Below are 19453 nucleotides of genomic sequence, written 5' to 3' on the forward strand. Positions count from 1 at the left end.
GAGAAGAAAGGAAGTGAACGTTGCACGTTCACTAAGATAAGGGGTCTTGCTTTGTAAGACAAAATAGGAAAAGCTTCCTCTCACCAAAAGGTTCGTTCCTGTTCGCTATCTCTTTATTGATTTGCCAGACCGGCAACAAGTTGCCTTTTATCACCAAAAAGCGACAAGGACAAGGGTAAATGGCACGCTGCGCGCCCTTGTCCTTGTCGCTTTTCGTTGATTCATTCTGGCCAACAAATCAATAAAGAAAGAACTAACGAAAGGAAGTAAAACCTTTCCTAAGAGGAGGCAGAATCAATCATGCGAAAGAAATTTGATTATTTGGGTGTTCCCTTCAGCGAATTATTCCCAAACTATCATGCACCACATACTGTCGAATGCGATTGCGGAGAAAGAGCGAAATGTATCAAAAGCTATTGTTTGTATCAATGTCCAACATGCGGGAAAAAATATACCTTGTCTTATGGCGATTATATTTTGATTGAGGAGAAAGGAAAGAAACGCTGATGAAAACACAACACAAATTATTGACTGTAGAAAGAAGTCGTTCAAATTTTGGTGGACAAAGAAGTCATTTCTGAAAAAGTAGCAGAAGCTTTACTTATTCCGCGGTACTGGACGATAGAAACCCCTTTAGTAGAGGATGCACCGACTATGCTATTTGAAGACCTAGTGAAGATTGCAGGATGTGAACTGCATTATCAAGAAAACTTGGAAACTTATGAAAACGAATATTGGTTAACCAAATTAGAGAACTAAAAAGGAGAAAAAAATATGGCTCAAAATTACTATGACGAATTTGTCAAATTACCTTTGGATAAAATGGCACAAAAAATGGAGGATATGACGTTCCTATACAACGAAACACGTGTTCCAAAAAAACATTATAAAGAAAAATTGTCGGTAGCTGTGGAAGAAATGATTGAATCAGGTGTCGAAATGAATCTTATTGCGACGTACTATCGAACACTGGAAGAACTGAAAAAGCAAAATGCAAAATGGTTTTTCCAAGCCTTACTATGCTTGGAAGTAGGTGTCAAACCAAGCACTATTAAACCTTCTGAATACCAAGCTTTAGAACTAACGTATGGAAATTTATCGAAACGAAAAAAGCCAAGACTGTTTCAAGTGAATGGTTAGATTATTTTGAAAATATCAATAAGTATGGCGCATATTACACCATGAAAAAGGAAGACAACGAAAATGAATAAGGTGATTTATCAACTAACAACGGATTCCATATCAACGATTTGAAAGAAAAAAAGGTCAATAATCATTTATACCGAAAAGTGAGAATGTGTGAAATAAGGACAAAAAAAGCCTAGTAACTAAGGGAATGGTTCTTATTTCGCACCAACCGCCCCCGCCGCTTAGGTGGTGCGAAATAAACGGGCAAAGCCCGATAACTTAAGAGAAAGAAGGTGATCCATTTGAACAAGATTATTCCCTTATTGTTAGTACTGTTTGTTGGCGAAATACTTATGCGAGATAGTGCAGCTGTACAGTTAAACCTCGCTGTATTTTTGGTAATACTGGTGTTTTGTTTGATCTTTTGGCGGTTTGTATTAGTCCTCGTGAGTCTACTATTCAAGATGATTGCAGCCATATTTTTCATGGGGTTATTTCGATGAAAGGAGAGAGTACCAATGCCAATTGCAATAGGAAATAAACGGTTACCCGTGACATTAGATGAAAAGAGACAAAAAGAATTGCAGCAACTAAAGCAGAAGTACGGCAAAAGTGAATCCAGGATTATGTGTATTGCGTTAGATTTATTGATTGCCAAGAAAAAGCAGGATTTGAGGTACCAGCACTAAGAAAGTGACGTCACTTTTTATACTAAAACCTAAAAGTGATATCACTTTTAGACAATGGAAAAGGTGGAAATAAGATGAAGAAAAAACAAACTAAACTATCGTTAGCAGATATTTTAACACAGTTAACCGCAACTGAAGATGGTGTTGTAGAATTTGAACGATCTGAAATTTCGGTAGTAGATGATCGTTACTTTAAAATGCCTTACTTTTTTGACCAAGCAAAGGTCATTTGCCTTTGTGGCTACGATGGGGTACGTGATTACTTTGGAATTAGAATTACTGAAGAAAAAGTCGTTTGGGTAAACAATCATACAGAATTAGGTGCGCTAGCCTTTGAAGGAACTGTATTGGACAATATCTCTATTGTATTCGAGAAAGAAAGCTTTACGCTTGAATGCGATAAGTTAACCCGATATATCGATCCAAAATTCTATGAGGATAAAAACCTGGCATGGGAACTGGCTTTATAGACAGAGTGCTAGTGCAAGTAAAGGAAGAAAGGAAGATCACCATGAAATACAATTTATTAGACCATAAGCGAATGTGGGTAGAGAAATTAGAGGAAGACTTAGAACAGTTGGAATTGTTAGGTCATAATAAGACTTCAACGGTGTATAAAGAAGGACTAAAACGAACGAAAAAAGCACAAAAAGAACTAGCAACACTGGAAAGTAGCGTTCAGAAAAAAGAAGTAGACTTAACACACACTTACCTTTAGGAGTAGAAAATGGCAGACAAGAGAAAAGAAAAGATTCAAAAATTACTGGCGCTTGCGGCGGATGTAAATGATGAGGAATCAATGAGCGCATTAGCCAAAGCCCAGCAATTGATGATGGACTATGATCTTACTGAAGATGAGATTTTCAATTATCATGAGCAGCAACGGATAGAAGCAGTAGAAACGCACGTGATCTATCGTGGACGTCCGCAAAAATGGCTGTATCGTTTATTTAGAAATTAAGATAAAAAAGGCTAGTTAACAGGTTTGTTGACTGGCCTTTTTTGATATGTTTGTACATGTTTTATTGTGTTTTAATTTTTCTCTTTTTTATAGCAAGCTCCTTTTATAATAAATATTCCGAAAAGTGAAGACCATTTTTTATTTATATTATTTGTCAAATTAAGCGAGACAAAACTTTCCATTTACGTAACTCAAAAAAACTTCTAATGGTGTTTGGTAATTTAGTGATTTTCTAGGGATATGGTTTCTTTTGGACGCAACGGATGAGATGAATCCTTGATTGACTTGGTTGAAGTCCATTTCTTTTGGTAGTCCATCTTTTCGGAGGAGTCCGTTTGAATGTTCATTTAATCCCCGTTGGGAAGGCGTTCCTGGGTCTGCGAAATAAATATCAATATCATTCGTATTCCTAATACTTTTCCAATTAGAGAATTCTTTTCCACAATCAAAGGTAATTGATTTGAAAAGATTTTTGGGTACGGATTGAAGCCATTCATTAATCGAATTTTCAATATCAACTGCCTTACGGCCTTCTGGTTTCAAGGCGATAATGGCTTTTGAAAGTCGCTCAACGAGTGTGATGACGGCACTTTTATGGTGGATGCCGACAATCGTATCACCCTCTAAATGTCCAAATTCTTCTTCGAAAACGACATAATCTTTTTTACGTTCAGAAATATTTCTTTTGAATGCCTGTTTTACACGTTTTTCCTTATAACCATTTGGTTTTCGTTTTCCTTGCATCGGTAAATGTAAAACATTGAATTCTCCCGTCTTAAACCGGCGATAGAGGGTACTTACTGAACAAGAGAAGGTTCGCTCTGCACGGCCAATAATGACGTCTGGGGTCCAACCTTCAGTTGATCTTTTTGCAATGTATTCTTTTTCCTCAGCAGGAAAAATGATTTCGGTTCTCCCACAACGTCGCTTATTTTCTTTGTATTGTTCAAAGTATTCAAGTGCTGTTCCACCACATTTGAGAAAGTTATAGACATTGTAAATTGTTTGGCGTCCACGTTTAAGCTGCTTCGCAACGATAACAACCGGAGTTTCTTGATGAAAATATGCTTCTATCATTACAAGCTCGTTTGGTGTAAGATGGGTATAAGTCATTTATGTTCACTCTCCTTGTATGCTTTAGCGGGTATTACAATTTGAGTGTAACATAAATGGCTTTTTTATTTGTCTCGCTTAATTATACAAACGGCGAGGCATAGAAATCGGTTACATCGCTTCTGAAAAGGATCGGATCATCGACTATTTAGCCGATAAAGATTACGATTTAAAATTACTCAGTGTGCATCATAATGGTCAATTTGATTATTTAGATGACGAAGTCAAAGATATGGATCCTGCTATTGTGATTCCTCAGTATTTTGCACAACTTTCAGAAGCACTAGTTGTTATAGAAGCAGATGTCTTTGCTCATTTTGACTATGGTTTTCGGGTATTTGGTCTATCCGTTGCTGAATTTAAACAATATGAAGCGCAGTTTTTACCGATTCTAGATCAAGTAATCAAAAATAAATTGGCATTCGAATTAAATGCTAAGAGCGCTTACTTGTATGACAATTTAGCGTTATATGAATATGTCATCGATTTATATCTTTCACGTGGTGGTACCTTGTTTAGTGTTGGATCAGATGGGCATTACCTTGAACATTTCCGTTTCCATTTCGATGATCTTTTTGCTCTGTTAAAAGCAAAAGATGTGACGGAATTAGCGATTTATCAAAAAGGAAAGCGAATTATGGTTCCATTACCAGTCTAAAAAACGTCCTCAGCATCAAAAGTGAGGACGTTTTTTTAGATTTCTTTTTCTAAAATCGGACAAATACGATCTTGTTTTCCTAAAGGAAAATGTTTGATCCCGATTTTTTTAAATCCATGACGTTCATAAAAACGAATACCTGCATGATTTTTTTCATAAACAGTCAAACGTAAATAACGTTTATGTTTCGTTTTAGCATAACGATTCGCTTCATCGAGTAACCGTTGCCCTAACCCTTTGTTTTGATAATCTTTGAGCAGATAGAGCCGTTGAATCTCTATAGCATCTTTTTCATCATTGACTTTCATATAACCAATGAGTATTTGATGATCCTTAATACCAATAAATTTACTGGTTGACTGTGCCAATTCTACTGCCAATATTTCAGTTGTCAATTGTGTCTGTAAATATCCTTGCATATCAAGTGGATCTGCGCCATCGATAAACGATTCATAAAAACTGACAACACTTACAACTTGTAAAGCATCTAGATCATCATAATCTAAATACGCTAGTGTGATTTGATTGTTCATCTAACTCCTCCTTTTGACATAGTATACTATAAATCACCCGTGGGGCTAGTTAATTTTAATATCCTAAAGAATATCTCAAAGTTCCTTCAAAACGTCGTTGTGCTCGACTTAATAGAACACTGTAAGCCAGTAATATGCTTTCAAATCTACTCTCTAGCACTTTAACAGAACGTGAGTTGAAATTTTGACAACCTAATTTTTCTAAGGAAGAAAAAACAGTCTCAACTGTTTTTCTTTGTTTTCCAAGTAAGCTGTGGTCTAGTTTTTCTGATTTATCCATGTTTTTACGTGGCGGAACGGATATAGTAATGCCCTTAAGGGCAAGCTTTTCATGGATTTTATGGCTAATATATCCTTTGTCCCCTAGGATATTGGGAAGATTCGCTTCTTCCGATAAAGTCTCTAACACTTTCACGTCATGGACACCTGGATTCGTGATTGAGTAAGTAATCGGAAAGCCAGTTTTAGTAACGATTATATGAATTTTAAGACCATAAAAATAAGATTTTTTTGTTGAGTTATAGCCAACTTTGGCTATTTGATTCAATAGTTTTGCTTGTCTATTTCTAACTGGTTTACATAATGGACTAGGAAAACTATCTATAATTCCGACTAGTTCACCTTTGGTGAGCTTCTTGATGAAAAAGTATCGAATAATCTTGATAGTGTAAGCTAAGTTTAAACTTAAGCGAGTGAATCGACTCCTACTAGGAAAGTCACCATTAGGAAATAAGACGGAACAAACCGCTCTATACGTGGCTCTTTGGCTAGTATAGCCATTAATTATGCCCCATATAACACAAGCAATAATCACTGTATCGCGTTGCTTCAGTTGATCAGTATTTCTTCGGTTTTTAATCTTATCTGGTACACAATTGTGGTATATGTTAGAAACAGTTCTCATAATTTCCTTGAATGTTATAAAAGTATCTGTATAATGTTCAGTATATTTTGATGAACGCATATGTAGTCCTCATTTCTTGGGAGTTTTGAGACTACTATATGCGTTTTTTTGTTGATTTACCAACATGTTTAGACATTTTCCTCTAGGAAAAAATTAACTAGCACCACGGGTTAAATTAGCTTCTTTTGCGTTAACTCAGATAATACTATTCATTTTTAATTAAAAAATATAAGGCATAGACATGGCACCATAACCAATATCATATTTTCTCAACTCTTTAGCACTCAATTTTGTGTAATCTTCTTTGATAAATTCCATTAAGCACTTAATTTCATTGATATTTATGCGTTCCTCAGCTTTTAATTTAGATAAATGTTTGTACACTGATATAATAATTTCAGGATATGGTTTATCCTCTCGTATTTTCTTAGCATCTTGAAGAAATCCTTCTTTTACTTCTACATTATTATATGACTTTGAATTATATGCATTCGCAATTAAGTCAAAAAGTTTTTCTTTTTTATCTTCCACCGACTCCACCTAGCACTTTCGTAAAACCATTAACGTAAGCTTTTACTCCTCTATCAACAATCTCAGAGCGAGCTCTACTCCAATCTACCCAACATTTTTGAGTATTACAATAAACACCATTTCCATAATAAGTTGCAGCATCTACTGTAATTCCTAAAGTAGATACACTCAATAAAACAATTCCTAAAATCAAAAAATACTAACAAATTTTTCTTCATATAATTGCCTCTCTTTTTTATAAAACAATTATATGTAATTTTCAGAACATTTTTGCAAAATTTTCATAAATAGTATCTTTAGTGTCATAATCGTCACCAATATTCTGTAAGATCAATCAAATTTTATCTCACTAATAATAATAGTCTTAATAACGCGAATTGTAAAATTAAGTTAGAAAAATAAAAAGGCATTTATGGTACACTCAAATTGTATTTCCGACGAAAGAAAACAAAGGAGTGTAACCATAAATGACCTACAAACATCTTACCATAGACGAACTGACAATGATAGAATCATATTATCTTCAACATAATAAGCCGGTTGAAATCGCTAACCGAATGGGACGTGCTATACAAACTATTTATAATATAGTCAATAAGTTCAAGCAAGGCAAGACTGCTCTTGATTATTGGCACCAGTATAAAGAAAATAAGAAAAAATGTGGTAGAAAAGTCATTCAATTACCTGCTCATGAAGTAGATTACATTAAAGAGAAAGTCACTCTTGGTTGGACGCCTGACGTCATTATCGGGCGAAAAGAAAGGCCTGTTTCATGCGGTATGAGAACACTTTATCGTTTATTTTCTAAAGGAATATTTGATATTGACACACTACCGATGAAAGTTAAAAGAAAACCCAATGGCCATCAGGAAAAACGGGGAAAACAACAGTATCAGCGCTCAATCCATGATCGACCTGATAATTATCCTGATTTCAATTCTGAGTTTGGTCACCTTGAAGGTGATACGATCGTTGGCATTCATCATAAAAGTGCCGTCATTACTTTAGTTGAAAGATTATCTAAAGTCATTATCACGATTAAACCCAACGGCCGTAAGGCATTAGATATTGAAACTGCCCTTAATCAATGGTTTTCTCGCTTCCCTAAAAACTTCTTTAAATCTATTACGTTTGACTGTGGAAAAGAATTTTCTAACTGGAAAGCCATTAGTAACCAACATGATATTGATATATATTTTGCGGACCCTGGAACACCTTCTCAACGCCCATTAAACGAGAATTCTAACGGGATTCTGCGTCGTAATGGACTGCCGAAATCAATGGATTTTAGAGAAGTGAATCAGACATTTATTTCCAGTGTCAGCAATCAACGTAATCATATTCCAAGAAAATCATTGAATTACAGAACACCAATCGAAATATTTTTGAGCTATGTACAAGAAGCATTTTATTCTAGCTTAATTTGACAAATCATAAAAGTCTTTGCCAGTTGATCTAACGTGCAATCATTTTGGGACTGCTCGCATACCAAGAACGGACAATGTAGAATTTTTTGATCCCAATTACCGTTATTCTTTCAAAGAATGGCAAGATTGGTCTTTCAAACAAACAGATAATAAGGGCTTTACTCGTTCAAGTCTAACGTTTTTAAGCGGTACAAAAGGCAAAAAACAAGTAGATGAACCCTGGTTTAATCTCTTATTGCACGAAACGAAATTTTTAGGAGAAAAGGGTTTAGTAGGGCGCAATAGCGTTATGTTTACCCTCTCTTTAGCCTACTTTAGTTCAGGCTATTCGATCGAAACGTGCGAATATAATATGTTTGAGTTTAATAATCGATTAGATCAACCTTTAGAAGAAAAAGAAGTAATCAAAATTGTTAGAAGTGCCTATTCAGAAAACTATCAAGGGGCTAATAGGGAATACATTACCATTCTTTGCAAAGCTTGGGTATCAAGTGATTTAACCAGTAAAGATTTATTTGTCCGTCAAGGGTGGTTTAAATTCAAGAAAAAAAGAAGCGAACGTCAACGTGTTCATTTGTCAGAATGGAAAGAAGATTTAATGGCTTATATTAGCGAAAAAAGCGATGTATACAAGCCTTATTTAGCGACGACCAAAAAAGAGATTAGAGAAGCGCTAGGCATTCCTGAGCGGACATTAGATAAATTGCTGAAGGTACTGAAAGCGAACCAGGAAATTTTCTTTAAGATTAAATCAGGAAGAAATGGTGGTATTCAACTTGCTAGTGTTAAATCATTGTTGCTATCGATCATTAAAGTAAAAAAAGAAGAAAAAGAAAGCTATATAAAGGCGCTGACAAATTCTTTTGACTTAGAGCATACATTCATTCAAGAGACTTTAAACAAGCTAGCAGAACGCCCCAAAACGGACACACAACTCGATTTGTTTAGCTACGATACAGGCTGAAAATAAAACCCGCACTATGCCATTACATTTATATCTATGATACGTGTTTGAAAGAGAAGACGAAAACGGAGATAAAAAATATTATATCGGTACATTTCAAAGCGATAAGTTGAAACGACTCACTCCATATAAAGATGATAAAGAGGAATTGGCTCAACAGCTTAAAAAACAGCAAGACCAACATAGAGAACAAAAGCAAGAACAAACAATAGCTTTACAAAGAGAAGAAGAAAAATAAAGGAGAATGAGCTATGAATTTTCTACAAAATAATTTCCAAACTTTATATTTAGGTGCAGCTGCAGGAGATATTCAAGGAAGAATTTCCGGAGCATTAACAACAGTTCAATCCGTATTGACAGGTATACAAGATCGTCAAAAAGCATTTAGATGAAGCGGAAACAATCGTGATTGCGACCGACAGCGACCGAGAAGGTGAAGCAATCGCCCGCTTGATTATCAACCTTTCGGGAAATAGCCGGAAAACCATTAAACGTTTATGGATCAACTCGCTTGAAACTAGCGAAATCAAAAAAGGATTTCAAAATCTGAAGGACGGACAGTCGTTTTATTCCACTTACAAAGAAGCAGAAACCCGACAAATCGCTGATTGGCTGGTAGGAATCAATCTCACCCGTCTTTACACGCTTTATATGCAGAAAAACGGCATGAGAGGCATGTTTAGCGTTGGACGCGTCCAAACCCCGACTTTGTTCTTGATTTACCAACGCAACGAAGAAATCAAACATTTCGTCAGCAAGCTATTTTATGAGTTGTATGCCACTTTCACACACTCGAATGGTAAGTACAAAGGGAAATACAAAGAGCGGTTTGATACACTCGAAAACCTTGACGGGTTCAAAGAAACCAATCAGCTAGAGCAAGCGGAGAATGCCGAAGTAACAAATGTCAAAGTGGAAGAAAAACGGCAGTATGCGCCGAAACTCTTTAGCTTGTCTGATTTACAATCTTTCGCGAACAAACGCTTTAAGTACAGTGCCGACAAAACGCTTTCGATCGCTCAAAAACTCTATGAAAAAAAGGTGCTTTCTTATCCAAGAAGCGATACCAATTATATTGGTCGCCCCGAATTTGACTACCTGAAAAGCAACCTCAGTCGGTATCTCGAACTAGCAGGAGTGGGCATTTCCGAACCGCAGCTAAACGAAAATAAACGGTATGTAGATGGAAGCAAAGTACAAGAACACTATGCGATTATTCCAACGAAGACATTGCCGAAGCTCAGTGATATAACGAAAGACGAAAAAAACATTTATCTTCTGGTCTTGTATCGTACCCTCGCAATTTTTGAAAAGCCGTATATCTATGACGAAACCACCATTGATACAGCGATCAATCAGGTTCTGTTCCAATCAAAAGGGAAGACAGAAAAAGAGCGTGGATGGAAACGACTATATAAACAGGAAGAAAAAGACAAGGACGACCCACTTTTACCAGAAGTAACCGTCAATGATTCAGTGGCTTTCGCCCTTGAAACAAAGGAAGGGAAAACCCAACCACCCAATTACTATACAGAGGGCACACTGCTAACCGCCATGAAACATGTCGGACGGGCAATGGACGATAAAGACAGCAAAGACATTCTTAAAGAAACCGAAGGGATTGGAACCGAGGCCACTAGAGCCAGTATCATTGAAACATTGAAGAAACAGGACTACATCACGATCAGTAAGAGTAAAATCTATGTGACAGAAAAAGGCGAATTGTTGTGCCGCATAATTGCAGAGGACGAAATCGCCAATGCCGGCATGACTGCCCAATGGGAACGCTATTTGAAAAAGATCCGAAGCCAACAAGGCACACAAGAAGCTTTTTTAGGCAGTATCGAGCGGTTTGTGCAGCACCTCATTGAAAAGTGCCACAAAACTTCCAAGACAAAAAAGAAAACATTGCAGATGTAGCCGGTCATATGGAACAAGAAAATGTGATGGGTACGTGTCCGAAATGTCAAAACAGCGTAGTAAACAAAGGAAAATTTTATGGCTGTTCGGGCTACAAAGACGGTTGCAAATTTACGCTTCCTAAAAGATGGAGCCAAAAAGCACTCACAAAGAAAAATGTCCAAGATTTATTAAGCAAAAGAGAAACGAGTTTAATCAAAGGGTTCAAAAGTAAAAAAGGAAGCAATTTCTCGGCAAAGTTAACACTGAATGACGAAATGAAATTAGCTTTTGAATTTCCAAAAAAATAAAAACACAAGATCTAGACCTTGCCCCTTTTGGAAAAAAGGGGCAAGCCCCCAAAATCGTCTCAGTCACCCAGTTGTAATAGCCTAAAACTGAATAACACTTAAATAAGTCAAGGAACGGGTAAGTATTTTTTGGCAGACCACCAAAAAATCTCCACCCTCACAGTCCTTGACTTCTTTATTTTTGGCTGTGGGCTGTCGTCGCCGACAGTCAAACCAGTTGTAAAAAATATTTGCTATCTTGCCTGTCGCTAAAATAGTGTACCGCCAAAAAACGCTTGAAAGGAATTTTTCTTTTGCTCGCTTGTTGCTTTGTAAGAATAAGTAGCTATTCTGCAAATAACCCTAATATTTCGTATTTCTCTAAAAAACCAGTGTTTGAGAGGGAAGTTCTACGCTCATTTCAGATTGATCTATGGGTAACTTATCCATGAAAATGCCTGTAAACCGCTCTTTTTTCAGTTTTTTTAAAGAGAGAGAAAATAAAAATAAAATACCAACTTTTTACGTATATTAATAACGAAGGACTTAAATATAGGATGATCAAAGGAGGCGTTCTTATGTATGAAGACGAATGGAGAGAATACTATGCAACCAAAAATGAGAGCATACATATTACGAGAAACAAACTCATTTTCCAATGCAATGAAGGAATCGCTCTGTCTACTCATAAAACGGAAATTGAAAGAATCATGCATGCATTGGCACTTAAACTCTTATTACTGGAGTTAAATTCATATGATTTTTAATCTGCAAAAAAGTTTATAGCACCGTCGCTTATACCAGAAAATATAACAAACGCCGCATTGTTTTTTTGTGCACTTTAATAATCTATTCAACTAAGGAATTAAGCTGGCTGTCAAGAGAGTAATATCGTATTGAATCTCAGGTGGAAATTTTCTGCGGTATCTTTTTTGACTGAAATGACATTAGTGTCTTTTGGGGATTGTGTATGTAAGTATTTTTAAAATCATTTTAACAAGTTTTGGACAAAAATTCTCATGAAAAAACAGAATTTAAATAGCATGATAAATTAGAGAAGATAGTTTAATGTGCTTATAGGAACACCCCACTTTTACAGTCACAATCAATAGCCTTGCTACTTTCTTTCGAAATTGATAAGAGTCTAAAGGATTGACAACGCTTGATAGTGAGCATAAACTTAGTGTACGCTAGTTAGTTTACAAGTGTAAACTAAAAAAGTATGATGTGTCGTCTCTGAAATTCTCCCTGATTCAAGTCATAACCAGAGTACATATCGGTTATTTTTTGATTCCATATTTTTTCCTTTAGGTGCTGAGGATTAAGGGGTACCAATTGTAATTGCGCGTTATATGGTCTTTGTTTAGAATCGCTCTCCAAAAAGCCAATTTTTTTGCATAGAATTTTTAGATGTGGTACCATTAATTAGAATTATTATAAATAATAAGTAGGTATCATTGTTTCAGTACAAAGACTAGGAGGAATGGAAGATGGAAATAGACTACAAGGATCATGGGAAGAAGCCGTATATCATTAATATTGAAGACGCCACCACAGGAAATGATAATTACCGGACGACCATTTGGACAGGCAGTAAACTGCAAGTCACCGTAATGTCCATTCAACCGGGCGATGACATCGGTTTGGAAGTGCACGAAGGCATTGACCAATTTATCCGTATTGAAGAAGGAGAAGGCGTGTGTAAAATGGGGCCTTCTAAAGATAACTTACATGTTCAACAAAAAGTGATGGATGATGACGCCGTATTTGTTCCGGCGGACATGTGGCACAACATCGAAAACACCGGTGATAAGCCGCTCAGACTGTATACCATTTATGCTGGTCCAGATCACCTTGAAGGAACGGTTCACCCTACTCATGAAGACGCCAAAAACGATCCAAACGAACACTGAGGTACACTAGGATGAAACAAAAGACCTGCACCCGTATGGATGGTCCACTGGTGCAGGTCTTTTTTATAAAGGAGAGAAGTGGTATGAGTGATTCATTGTTTCAATTAGAGAAGGTTGGTTTTCAGGCAAACGGAAACCAAATCCTTCAAGATATCTCTTTTACAGTAAACAAAGGGGAAGTGATTGTTTTTTCTGGTCCTTCTGGAAGTGGAAAAAGTACCCTTTTGAAATTAATTGGTACGCTGCTTTCCCCAACTTCCGGAAAAATTTATTATCGAGGTACGGATCTGCAAAAAATCGATCCTGTGGAGTATAGAAAAGAAGTCTCTTATTTCTTTCAAAACGCTTCTCTATTCGATGAGACAGTTCAAGAGAACTTGTCTTTTCCTGCCCGCATAAGAGAAGAAGGATTTGATCGAGAACGTGCAAAAAAATTGTTAAAACGAGTTCAAATACCTGAAACTTACTTATCGAAAGAGGTCAAGGAACTATCAGGAGGGGAAAAACAACGGGTTGCATTGGTCCGAAATTTGATGTATCAACCGAAAGTGTTGCTCCTGGATGAAGTTACCAGTTCATTGGACCAAGAAAACAGAGCGATTGTCCTTGATTTAGTCCGAGACATGATGAAAGACCAACAAACTACGGTGTTGGCCGTCACTCACAACCAGGAAGAAATCGACCAAGCTTCTCGTCTGATTACTATCAAAGGTGGAAAAATGGAGGAATCGAAATGACAAACAATTTGGAAATCAGTAATCTTTCTTTGCTTTTATCTTCTGTCCTCTTGATAGTTGCCTTGTTGATTGATTACAAAGAGAAATTGGGATTAGGAAACGACATTTTTATTGCGGGAATTCGCGCTGTCGTTCAATTATTCCTTATTGGATATGTATTGAGCTACGTATTACGAGTGGATAACAACTTTCTCACTTTAGCGATGGTTTTGTTCATTGTGTTCAACGCTTCTTATAACGCCCATACACGCAGTGAGGGGATCAACCGCTCTTTTAAAATTTCAACGACGGCTATTGGAGTAGGAACAGCCTTGTCCTTACTCATTCTTGTTTTTTCAGGAGTCATTGACTGGACCCCTTCCCAAATCGTTCCAATTACAGGCATGATTGCCAGCAACGCCATGACTGCGATTGGAGTGACCTATCGGTCTTTGAATTCAAAATTTACGGACCAACGCCAACAGGTATTGGAAAAATTGGCATTGGGAGCCAATAAAAAACAAGCGTCCATGAGTATTGTAAGAGAAAGCGTCAAAACGGGCATGGCTCCTTCTATTGACCGAACAAAAACGGTTGGACTTGTCAGCCTACCAGGTATGATGTCAGGGTTGATTTTTGCGGGAATTGATCCTGTTCAAGCGATTCGTTACCAAATTGTTGTGATGTTTATGTTGATTTCAGTTACTGCGATTTCTTCATTTATTGCTAGTTATATGGCTTACCGTGAGTTTTATAACAATCGCAGTCAATTAATTATATGATTTGGGATGATACACTACTCTTAAAACCAGTGGTTACAATTTTATGTAGTTAAAAGAAGACCTCACGAGAATAATTGCAAAAAGAACTTCATTTTTTAAGGAAGAAGGATATTTTTGTCATCGAATCTTTGGAACGACTAGGGCGAAACTATGATGAAATTTTTTATATAGTGCAGCAACTGGATTAAAAGGATATCGGACTGATTGTTTTGAACATGCCTATCCTCAACCAATGAGAACTTTCGACGAAATCATGTTCTAGAAAGAAATTTCTATCCAATAAGAATTCCAAATCATGGACACTATTATCAAAGAAGCTTTAATAGATAAAATATTCAAAGCAGATTCTAAAAAAGTCGATTCCACAAAATATACATGAAATGAAAAATGGAGGAATATAAGTGAACTTTATGTATGAAGTTAAAACAACTAAATCATTCCAAGCGGCAACAGAAGCACTCATTGAGAAACTCAAAGAAAGAGAATTTGGTGTATTGTATCAAGTTAATTTTAAAGAAAAAATTAAATCTAAAGGGTTAGATTTCCCTACAAATTTTGAGGTATTAGAAGTATGTAATCCAAAACAAGCAAAAGAAGTATTGGAAAAACGTATTGAAGTTGGCTACTTTTTACCGTGTAAGGTAGTTGTTTATGAAAAAGAAGCCGATGTGTATATTGGACTACTAAAACCAACAGTATTAATTGACTTTATCAAAGATGATAATTTGACAATGATTGCTAGAGAAGTTGAATCAACATTAAAAGAAGTAGTGGACGCTGCTAAATAAATATAAAAAAGACTTTCTCATGAACTAAAATGGACCCCTATAGAGTACACTAAAAAAAGTGTCCTCTATAGTTTTTTTTGCCCATAGGGAGGAAGGTCATGTAACTTTATCCACTAGCTCTTAATACAAGATTCGGAAATACCGACATATTATGGTCGTTTTTATTCTTTTTGAAAAATGCTTTACAAAAAATATGCATGGGGGTATATAAATGAAAAATATCATTTTATTAAGTATAAAAGGTTATCAAAAAGGAATTTCGCCGTTGTTTCCACCGAGTTGCCGTTATTATCCCACCTGCTCGCACTATGCTTGGATAGGCTACAATTAACTAGACAGAAAAATTAAGGTGTGTAGACTAGAAGAAAACATACCAGGAGGAATTTTTATGTCTAAGAGAACACGAAGAACTTTTTCACAAGAATTCAAGCAACAAATCGTCAATCTTTACTTAGCTGGAAAGCCACGTGTAGAAATCATTCGAGAATATGAACTAACGGCTTCAGCATTTGACAAATGGGTAAAGCAATCTAAAACGAGTGGTTCATTCAAAGAAAAAGATAATCTTACGCCTGAACAAAAAGAATTGTTAGAACTACGTAAAAGAAACCAGCAATTAGAAATGGAAAATGATATTTTAAAGCAAGCAGCGCTGATATTCGGACGAAGAGACAAGTAATCGATGCGAATAAGCATCTTTACCCTATATCAGCGATGTGCAGAATATTAGGTCTATCACGTCAGTCCTATTATTATCAATCAAAACCAAAGAAAGACGAATCAGAACTTGAAGAAGTAGTCGCTGAAGAATTTATCCGCAGCCGAAAGGCCTACGGCTCAAGAAAAATAAAAAAAGCCTTATCAAAACGAGGCATTCAGATCAGCCGACGAAAAATTAGTAGAATCATGAAAAATAGAGGATTAAAATCGAGCTATACTGTTGCTTATTTTAAAGTACATCATTCTACTTGCAATGAAGCCAAAACGACAAACGTATTGAATCGTAAATTCTTAAGAGACAACCCATTAGAAGCGATCGTAACAGACTTGACTTATGTACGAGTCGGGAAAAAATGGAATTATGTCTGTTTCATTTTGGATCTGTTCAATCGAGAAATTCTCGGCTATTCTTGTGGAGAACATAAAGATGCCGTTCTAGTAAAAAAAGCATTTAGCCGTATCAAACAACCTCTGACAGAGGTTGAGATTTTTCATACTGATCGTGGAAAAGAGTTTGATAACCAAGCTATTGATGAATTATTAACAACTTTTGACATCAATCGATCATTGAGTCATAAAGGCTGTCCTTTTGATAATGCCGTAGCTGAATCAACTTATAAGTCGTTGAAAGTAGAATTTGTCTATCAATACACATTTGAAACCTTACAACAATTGGATTTGGAGTTATTTGACTATGTCAATTGGTGGAACCACCTTCGGTTGCACGGTACACTTGGCTACGAGACACCGGTTGGTTACCGTAACCAGAGATTGGCGCAGCGAATCCTTGATAATGAGCTCGGATGTGCTAACGCTAGCGAGGCAGTCTAACTTTAACTGTTAGCTCCTGCCGAAGATCGTCACATCCGAGGAGGCTCATTGTCAAGGACAATCGGAATAGCATACGGAAAGAAGTTCTGCATCTTATAAAATTTGTCAAAAAAACTGTTGCCATTCCAGTATTTTCTAGAAATGTAATTATTCTATTAAACATTCCAGCATATCCAAGTATATAGAAAATTTACGTTTTCTGTATAGTTGGATTTGAATTATAGCTATTTGTAATTTACTTCAATTATTTCGCTATAGCAGCTAATAACACTATAAAGACACATACAGCAACTCCTTAAATGGGTTTCGTATGTGTCTTTATAGTGTTGATCACTTCATATTTTAGTTGGTCAAAATCCTTATCATATGTAGCAATATATACCACTAAATTTACAGCATCTTTTTGATCAATAGCTAAAAGCTGTCCATTGATTTTCAAAAAGACAAAAGTAGCTAAGAAAGCAGTACGTTTATTTGCATTATGAAAAGGATGTTTCTTTATCAATTGTATAAGTAGGATAGCTGCTTTTTCATAAATCGAAGGATAAACCTCTTCACCAAAAGCTGAGGCTCGAAGTTGTCCTACACACATTTCTAAAGCATTCGCGTCCTTTACACCAATGGGTTCATTAGGAGAGTATTTTTTTATTTGGATCACATTCATTTTTATAACATCTTTGGCTTCTAGGTAATGAACACTCATTTATCGACAAGCTCTCTAAAAGTAGTATCATATTCAGTTAATGCTTGAGATATTGCTACATCGATCTCATCAGATAAGGTTTGTTTTTTTGTAATTGCTGCTCGAAGTTTTTCTTCATCTAAAAAAACCGTATCTCCAGGATTTAACCCATTTTCTTTAAGAAACTCCTTTGAAATAGTTAATACTACTGAATTCCCTACTTCTCTGAATTTTCTTTCTTTGATTGCCATAGTCTTCTCCCCTTTTTTGTTTGTATATACAGTATATACGCTTATTGATTTTAAATCAATCGTAGTCCCTCTCATGTCTAACTCTATAGAAAGATTGTTCTTTCTATAGAATTAAGAAAAACCAAAAAAATTTTTAGAATACAAACTGCTATCCCCTCGCCTATTTATATATACCATTTATTTTATATGATTATATAGAACCTTATATAATTTGTGTTTTCCAAAAAAAATATAGCATACCAATTGACAAACGTCCCTATAATTGGTATAGTCCAATTGTAGGGGTACTCCTCTCTCCTACTTATTGAAAGGATGAATGACATGAAAAATACAGAAATATATCAAAAAATAGATACAATCATACTTCATATGCCCGATTATATAAAAGATTTTGTTCAAGATCGTGAAGATAAAGATCAATCACCTCGAACCACTTTAGAATATCTAAAAAATTATAAGCTCTTTTATGAATGGCTTCTGAGTGAGTCTATCGTTCCTGATACTTCAATCACCTCGATAAGACATTTAACTGCCTATGACCTAAACTTGTACAAATCTCATTTGAAACGTCGCGCAAAAGAAAATGTAAAAAAAGATACAACAAAAGCTAAGCTCGAAGATAATAATAACTTAGGCCTATCCACTTCTACTATCAATAGAAATATAACAGCATTGAAAGTTCTATTTAAATATCTTTCGAAAAGTTCCAATAATCCTCTAGGAAAACCATACTTAGACGATAATCCTATGGACCAGGTAGCAACTATCACAGATAAAACAACTTTAGCAGCTCGTGCAAATGCCATTGAGAAAAAATTATTTCTAGACGAAGATACACAAAATTATCTAGATTATATTGCCAATGAATATAAAAATACTTTGAGCAAACGAGCTCTGATCTATTACCATCGAGATGTAGAAAGAGACCTGGCGATCAATGCACTGATTTTAGGATCTGGATTGAGACTCTCCGAGGTTGTAAATATTAACTTAGATGATCTATCTTTGGATAAGAATAATGTGGTAGTAACTAGAAAAGGAAATAAGAGAGATGCGGTCAATATAGCAGCGTTCGCAATGGAATATTTAGCTAATTATCTAGCTATTCGGAAAGAAAGATATAAAGTGACAGAAAACGAAAAAGCATTATTTCTAGCAATTTACCAAGGAGAAGCCAAACGTATATCCGGTATTGCAATCGAACGGATGGTAGCAAAATATTCGAAAGGATTCAGAGTCCAAGTCAGTCCGCATAAACTGCGTCATACATTGGCTACTAGACTCTACCAACAGACAAATTCTTTGGTATTGACTGCCCAACAATTGGGACATTCAAGTACCAATACAACGACTTTATATACTCATATAGACAATGCAGCTACAATTGATGCTTTGAACGCTTTGTAAATGTAGTAAAAAATAGTATAATAATGAAGCCTGTCTCTAAAATTAGATAAAAGCCCAACTTTAAAGGCAAGCTTCATTATCATTTTTATATTACGCGAATTGTAAAATTAAGTTAGAAAAATAAAAAGGCATTTATGGTACACTCAAATTGTATTTCCGACGAAAGAAAACAAAGGAGTGTAACCATACATGACCTACAAACATCTTACCATAACTGACCACTATGTAAGTAAATGAAATTCAACAACTATTTTTATTGAGAGACA

General features: G+C 35.8%; 25 protein-coding genes and 5 pseudogenes. 22 read left to right on the forward strand and 8 right to left on the reverse strand.

The genetic code is table 11. The features are described 5' to 3' along the window. Positions 1-300: 300 nt before the first annotated feature. The 3 genes and pseudogenes from IGL31_RS13340 (at position 301) to IGL31_RS13350 (ending at position 1211) form a co-directional block, all read left to right on the forward strand. Positions 301-507: a hypothetical protein gene (locus IGL31_RS13340; protein WP_002295619.1), complete on the forward strand. Its 207-nt coding sequence runs from the start codon at positions 301-303 to the stop codon at positions 505-507. After that, a pseudogene (locus tag IGL31_RS13345) lies at positions 507-759 on the forward strand (hypothetical protein). The gene IGL31_RS13340 and the pseudogene IGL31_RS13345 overlap by 1 nt, the downstream one beginning before the upstream one ends. A gap of 15 nt (positions 760-774) precedes the next feature. Beyond that, a pseudogene (locus IGL31_RS13350) lies at positions 775-1211 on the forward strand (hypothetical protein). 110 nt (positions 1212-1321) lie between these two features. On the opposite strand, the gene IGL31_RS13355 reads toward IGL31_RS13350, so the two are convergent. Continuing rightward, positions 1322-1549, reverse strand: coding sequence for a hypothetical protein (locus tag IGL31_RS13355; protein WP_306173746.1), 228 nt, complete (start codon positions 1547-1549; stop codon positions 1322-1324). A gap of 97 nt (positions 1550-1646) precedes the next feature. On the opposite strand from IGL31_RS13355, the gene IGL31_RS13360 reads away from it, so the two are divergent. From IGL31_RS13360 to IGL31_RS13375, 4 genes and pseudogenes are all read left to right on the forward strand, one after another. Then, a complete protein-coding gene (locus IGL31_RS13360) occupies positions 1647-1817 on the forward strand; it encodes a hypothetical protein (RefSeq protein ID WP_002293544.1) in 171 nt (56 codons plus the stop codon). 74 nt (positions 1818-1891) lie between these two features. After that, positions 1892-2287: a hypothetical protein gene (locus tag IGL31_RS13365; protein WP_002335347.1), complete on the forward strand. Its 396-nt coding sequence runs from the start codon at positions 1892-1894 to the stop codon at positions 2285-2287. A 41-nt stretch (positions 2288-2328) separates the two neighbouring features. Next, on the forward strand, positions 2329-2535 hold the full coding sequence (locus IGL31_RS13370) for a hypothetical protein (protein WP_002293548.1): 207 nt from the start codon (positions 2329-2331) through the stop codon (positions 2533-2535). Between the two features lie 9 nt (positions 2536-2544). Next, positions 2545-2766: pseudogene (locus IGL31_RS13375) on the forward strand (DUF2786 domain-containing protein); the annotation flags it as partial. 171 nt (positions 2767-2937) lie between these two features. Here the strand turns inward: IGL31_RS13375 and IGL31_RS13380 are convergent. Beyond that, entirely contained in the window at positions 2938-3891 is a 954-nt protein-coding gene (locus IGL31_RS13380) for an IS30 family transposase (protein ID WP_428870098.1), read from the reverse strand. A gap of 100 nt (positions 3892-3991) precedes the next feature. On the opposite strand from IGL31_RS13380, the gene IGL31_RS13385 reads away from it, so the two are divergent. Further along, positions 3992-4549 (forward strand): hypothetical protein, encoded by a 558-nt coding sequence (locus IGL31_RS13385; protein ID WP_086300294.1) that lies wholly within the window; start codon positions 3992-3994, stop codon positions 4547-4549. Between the two features lie 35 nt (positions 4550-4584). Here IGL31_RS13385 and IGL31_RS13390 read toward each other — a convergent pair whose 3' ends face one another. The 4 genes from IGL31_RS13390 to IGL31_RS13405 form a co-directional block, all read right to left on the reverse strand. Then, entirely contained in the window at positions 4585-5082 is a 498-nt protein-coding gene (locus tag IGL31_RS13390; protein WP_002308046.1) for a GNAT family N-acetyltransferase, read from the reverse strand. Positions 5083-5137: 55 nt separating this feature from the next. Next, a complete protein-coding gene (locus IGL31_RS13395) occupies positions 5138-6046 on the reverse strand; it encodes an IS982-like element ISEfm1 family transposase (protein ID WP_086300293.1) in 909 nt (302 codons plus the stop codon). A gap of 159 nt (positions 6047-6205) precedes the next feature. After that, a complete protein-coding gene (locus IGL31_RS13400) occupies positions 6206-6517 on the reverse strand; it encodes a hypothetical protein (RefSeq protein ID WP_002293551.1) in 312 nt (103 codons plus the stop codon). Continuing rightward, positions 6507-6710: a leucocin A/sakacin P family class II bacteriocin gene (locus IGL31_RS13405; protein ID WP_002307514.1), complete on the reverse strand. Its 204-nt coding sequence runs from the start codon at positions 6708-6710 to the stop codon at positions 6507-6509. Before IGL31_RS13405 ends, IGL31_RS13400 begins: the two co-directional genes overlap by 11 nt. Before the next feature lie 274 nt (positions 6711-6984). Here IGL31_RS13405 and IGL31_RS13410 point away from each other — a divergent pair, with 274 nt between their 5' ends. The 13 genes and pseudogenes from IGL31_RS13410 (at position 6985) to IGL31_RS13470 (ending at position 16847) form a co-directional block, all read left to right on the forward strand. Further along, entirely contained in the window at positions 6985-7944 is a 960-nt protein-coding gene (locus IGL31_RS13410; RefSeq protein WP_086300292.1) for an IS30-like element IS6770 family transposase, read from the forward strand. A 10-nt stretch (positions 7945-7954) separates the two neighbouring features. Beyond that, positions 7955-8908 (forward strand): annotated as a pseudogene (locus tag IGL31_RS13415) (primase C-terminal domain-containing protein); the annotation flags it as partial. Between the two features lie 43 nt (positions 8909-8951). After that, the gene (locus tag IGL31_RS13420; RefSeq protein ID WP_002307508.1) at positions 8952-9146 is read left to right on the forward strand and encodes a hypothetical protein; all 195 of its coding nucleotides are present in this window, start codon (positions 8952-8954) and stop codon (positions 9144-9146) included. 13 nt (positions 9147-9159) lie between these two features. Then, positions 9160-9300 carry a hypothetical protein gene (locus IGL31_RS13425; RefSeq protein ID WP_002316998.1) on the forward strand — a complete coding sequence of 47 codons (141 nt, stop codon included), beginning with the start codon at positions 9160-9162 and terminating at the stop codon, positions 9298-9300. A gap of 13 nt (positions 9301-9313) precedes the next feature. After that, positions 9314-10828: a DNA topoisomerase gene (locus tag IGL31_RS13430; protein WP_252702753.1), complete on the forward strand. Its 1515-nt coding sequence runs from the start codon at positions 9314-9316 to the stop codon at positions 10826-10828. A gap of 8 nt (positions 10829-10836) precedes the next feature. Then, a complete protein-coding gene (locus IGL31_RS13435) occupies positions 10837-11118 on the forward strand; it encodes a topoisomerase C-terminal repeat-containing protein (protein ID WP_025480082.1) in 282 nt (93 codons plus the stop codon). A 557-nt stretch (positions 11119-11675) separates the two neighbouring features. Next, positions 11676-11864, forward strand: coding sequence for a hypothetical protein (locus IGL31_RS13440; RefSeq protein WP_002311028.1), 189 nt, complete (start codon positions 11676-11678; stop codon positions 11862-11864). Positions 11865-12587: 723 nt separating this feature from the next. Beyond that, a complete protein-coding gene (locus IGL31_RS13445; protein WP_002307506.1) occupies positions 12588-13010 on the forward strand; it encodes a cupin domain-containing protein in 423 nt (140 codons plus the stop codon). An 83-nt stretch (positions 13011-13093) separates the two neighbouring features. Further along, on the forward strand, positions 13094-13747 hold the full coding sequence (locus IGL31_RS13450) for an ABC transporter ATP-binding protein (RefSeq protein ID WP_086300291.1): 654 nt from the start codon (positions 13094-13096) through the stop codon (positions 13745-13747). Next, positions 13744-14508 (forward strand): ABC transporter permease, encoded by a 765-nt coding sequence (locus IGL31_RS13455; protein ID WP_002311027.1) that lies wholly within the window; start codon positions 13744-13746, stop codon positions 14506-14508. The genes IGL31_RS13450 and IGL31_RS13455 overlap by 4 nt, the downstream gene beginning before the upstream one ends. 410 nt (positions 14509-14918) lie before the next feature. Continuing rightward, positions 14919-15296 carry a DUF302 domain-containing protein gene (locus IGL31_RS13460; RefSeq protein ID WP_154731875.1) on the forward strand — a complete coding sequence of 126 codons (378 nt, stop codon included), beginning with the start codon at positions 14919-14921 and terminating at the stop codon, positions 15294-15296. A 211-nt stretch (positions 15297-15507) separates the two neighbouring features. Then, a pseudogene (gene yidD, locus IGL31_RS13465) lies at positions 15508-15609 on the forward strand (membrane protein insertion efficiency factor YidD); the annotation flags it as partial. A 75-nt stretch (positions 15610-15684) separates the two neighbouring features. Beyond that, positions 15685-16847, forward strand: a protein-coding gene (locus tag IGL31_RS13470; RefSeq protein ID WP_086956687.1) for an IS3 family transposase whose coding sequence is annotated in 2 segments (ribosomal slippage) — positions 15685-15961 and positions 15961-16847 — 1164 coding nt in all. Because the reading frame shifts where the segments join, the coding sequence is not laid out codon by codon here. 295 nt (positions 16848-17142) lie between these two features. Here IGL31_RS13470 and IGL31_RS13475 read toward each other — a convergent pair. Together IGL31_RS13475 and IGL31_RS13480 are read right to left on the reverse strand one after the other, a co-directional pair. Further along, positions 17143-17550: a type II toxin-antitoxin system death-on-curing family toxin gene (locus IGL31_RS13475; RefSeq protein ID WP_002307501.1), complete on the reverse strand. Its 408-nt coding sequence runs from the start codon at positions 17548-17550 to the stop codon at positions 17143-17145. Continuing rightward, entirely contained in the window at positions 17547-17780 is a 234-nt protein-coding gene (locus IGL31_RS13480) for an addiction module antitoxin (protein WP_002295764.1), read from the reverse strand. The genes IGL31_RS13475 and IGL31_RS13480 overlap by 4 nt, the downstream gene beginning before the upstream one ends. 321 nt (positions 17781-18101) lie before the next feature. Here IGL31_RS13480 and xerS point away from each other — a divergent pair, with 321 nt between their 5' ends. Beyond that, positions 18102-19187 carry a tyrosine recombinase XerS gene (xerS, locus tag IGL31_RS13485; protein WP_086300289.1) on the forward strand — a complete coding sequence of 362 codons (1086 nt, stop codon included), beginning with the start codon at positions 18102-18104 and terminating at the stop codon, positions 19185-19187. Positions 19188-19453: the final 266 nt, after the last annotated feature.

This window comes from Enterococcus sp. MSG3290 (assembly GCF_050555565.1).
Lineage (GTDB): Bacteria > Bacillota > Bacilli > Lactobacillales > Enterococcaceae > Enterococcus_B > Enterococcus_B faecium.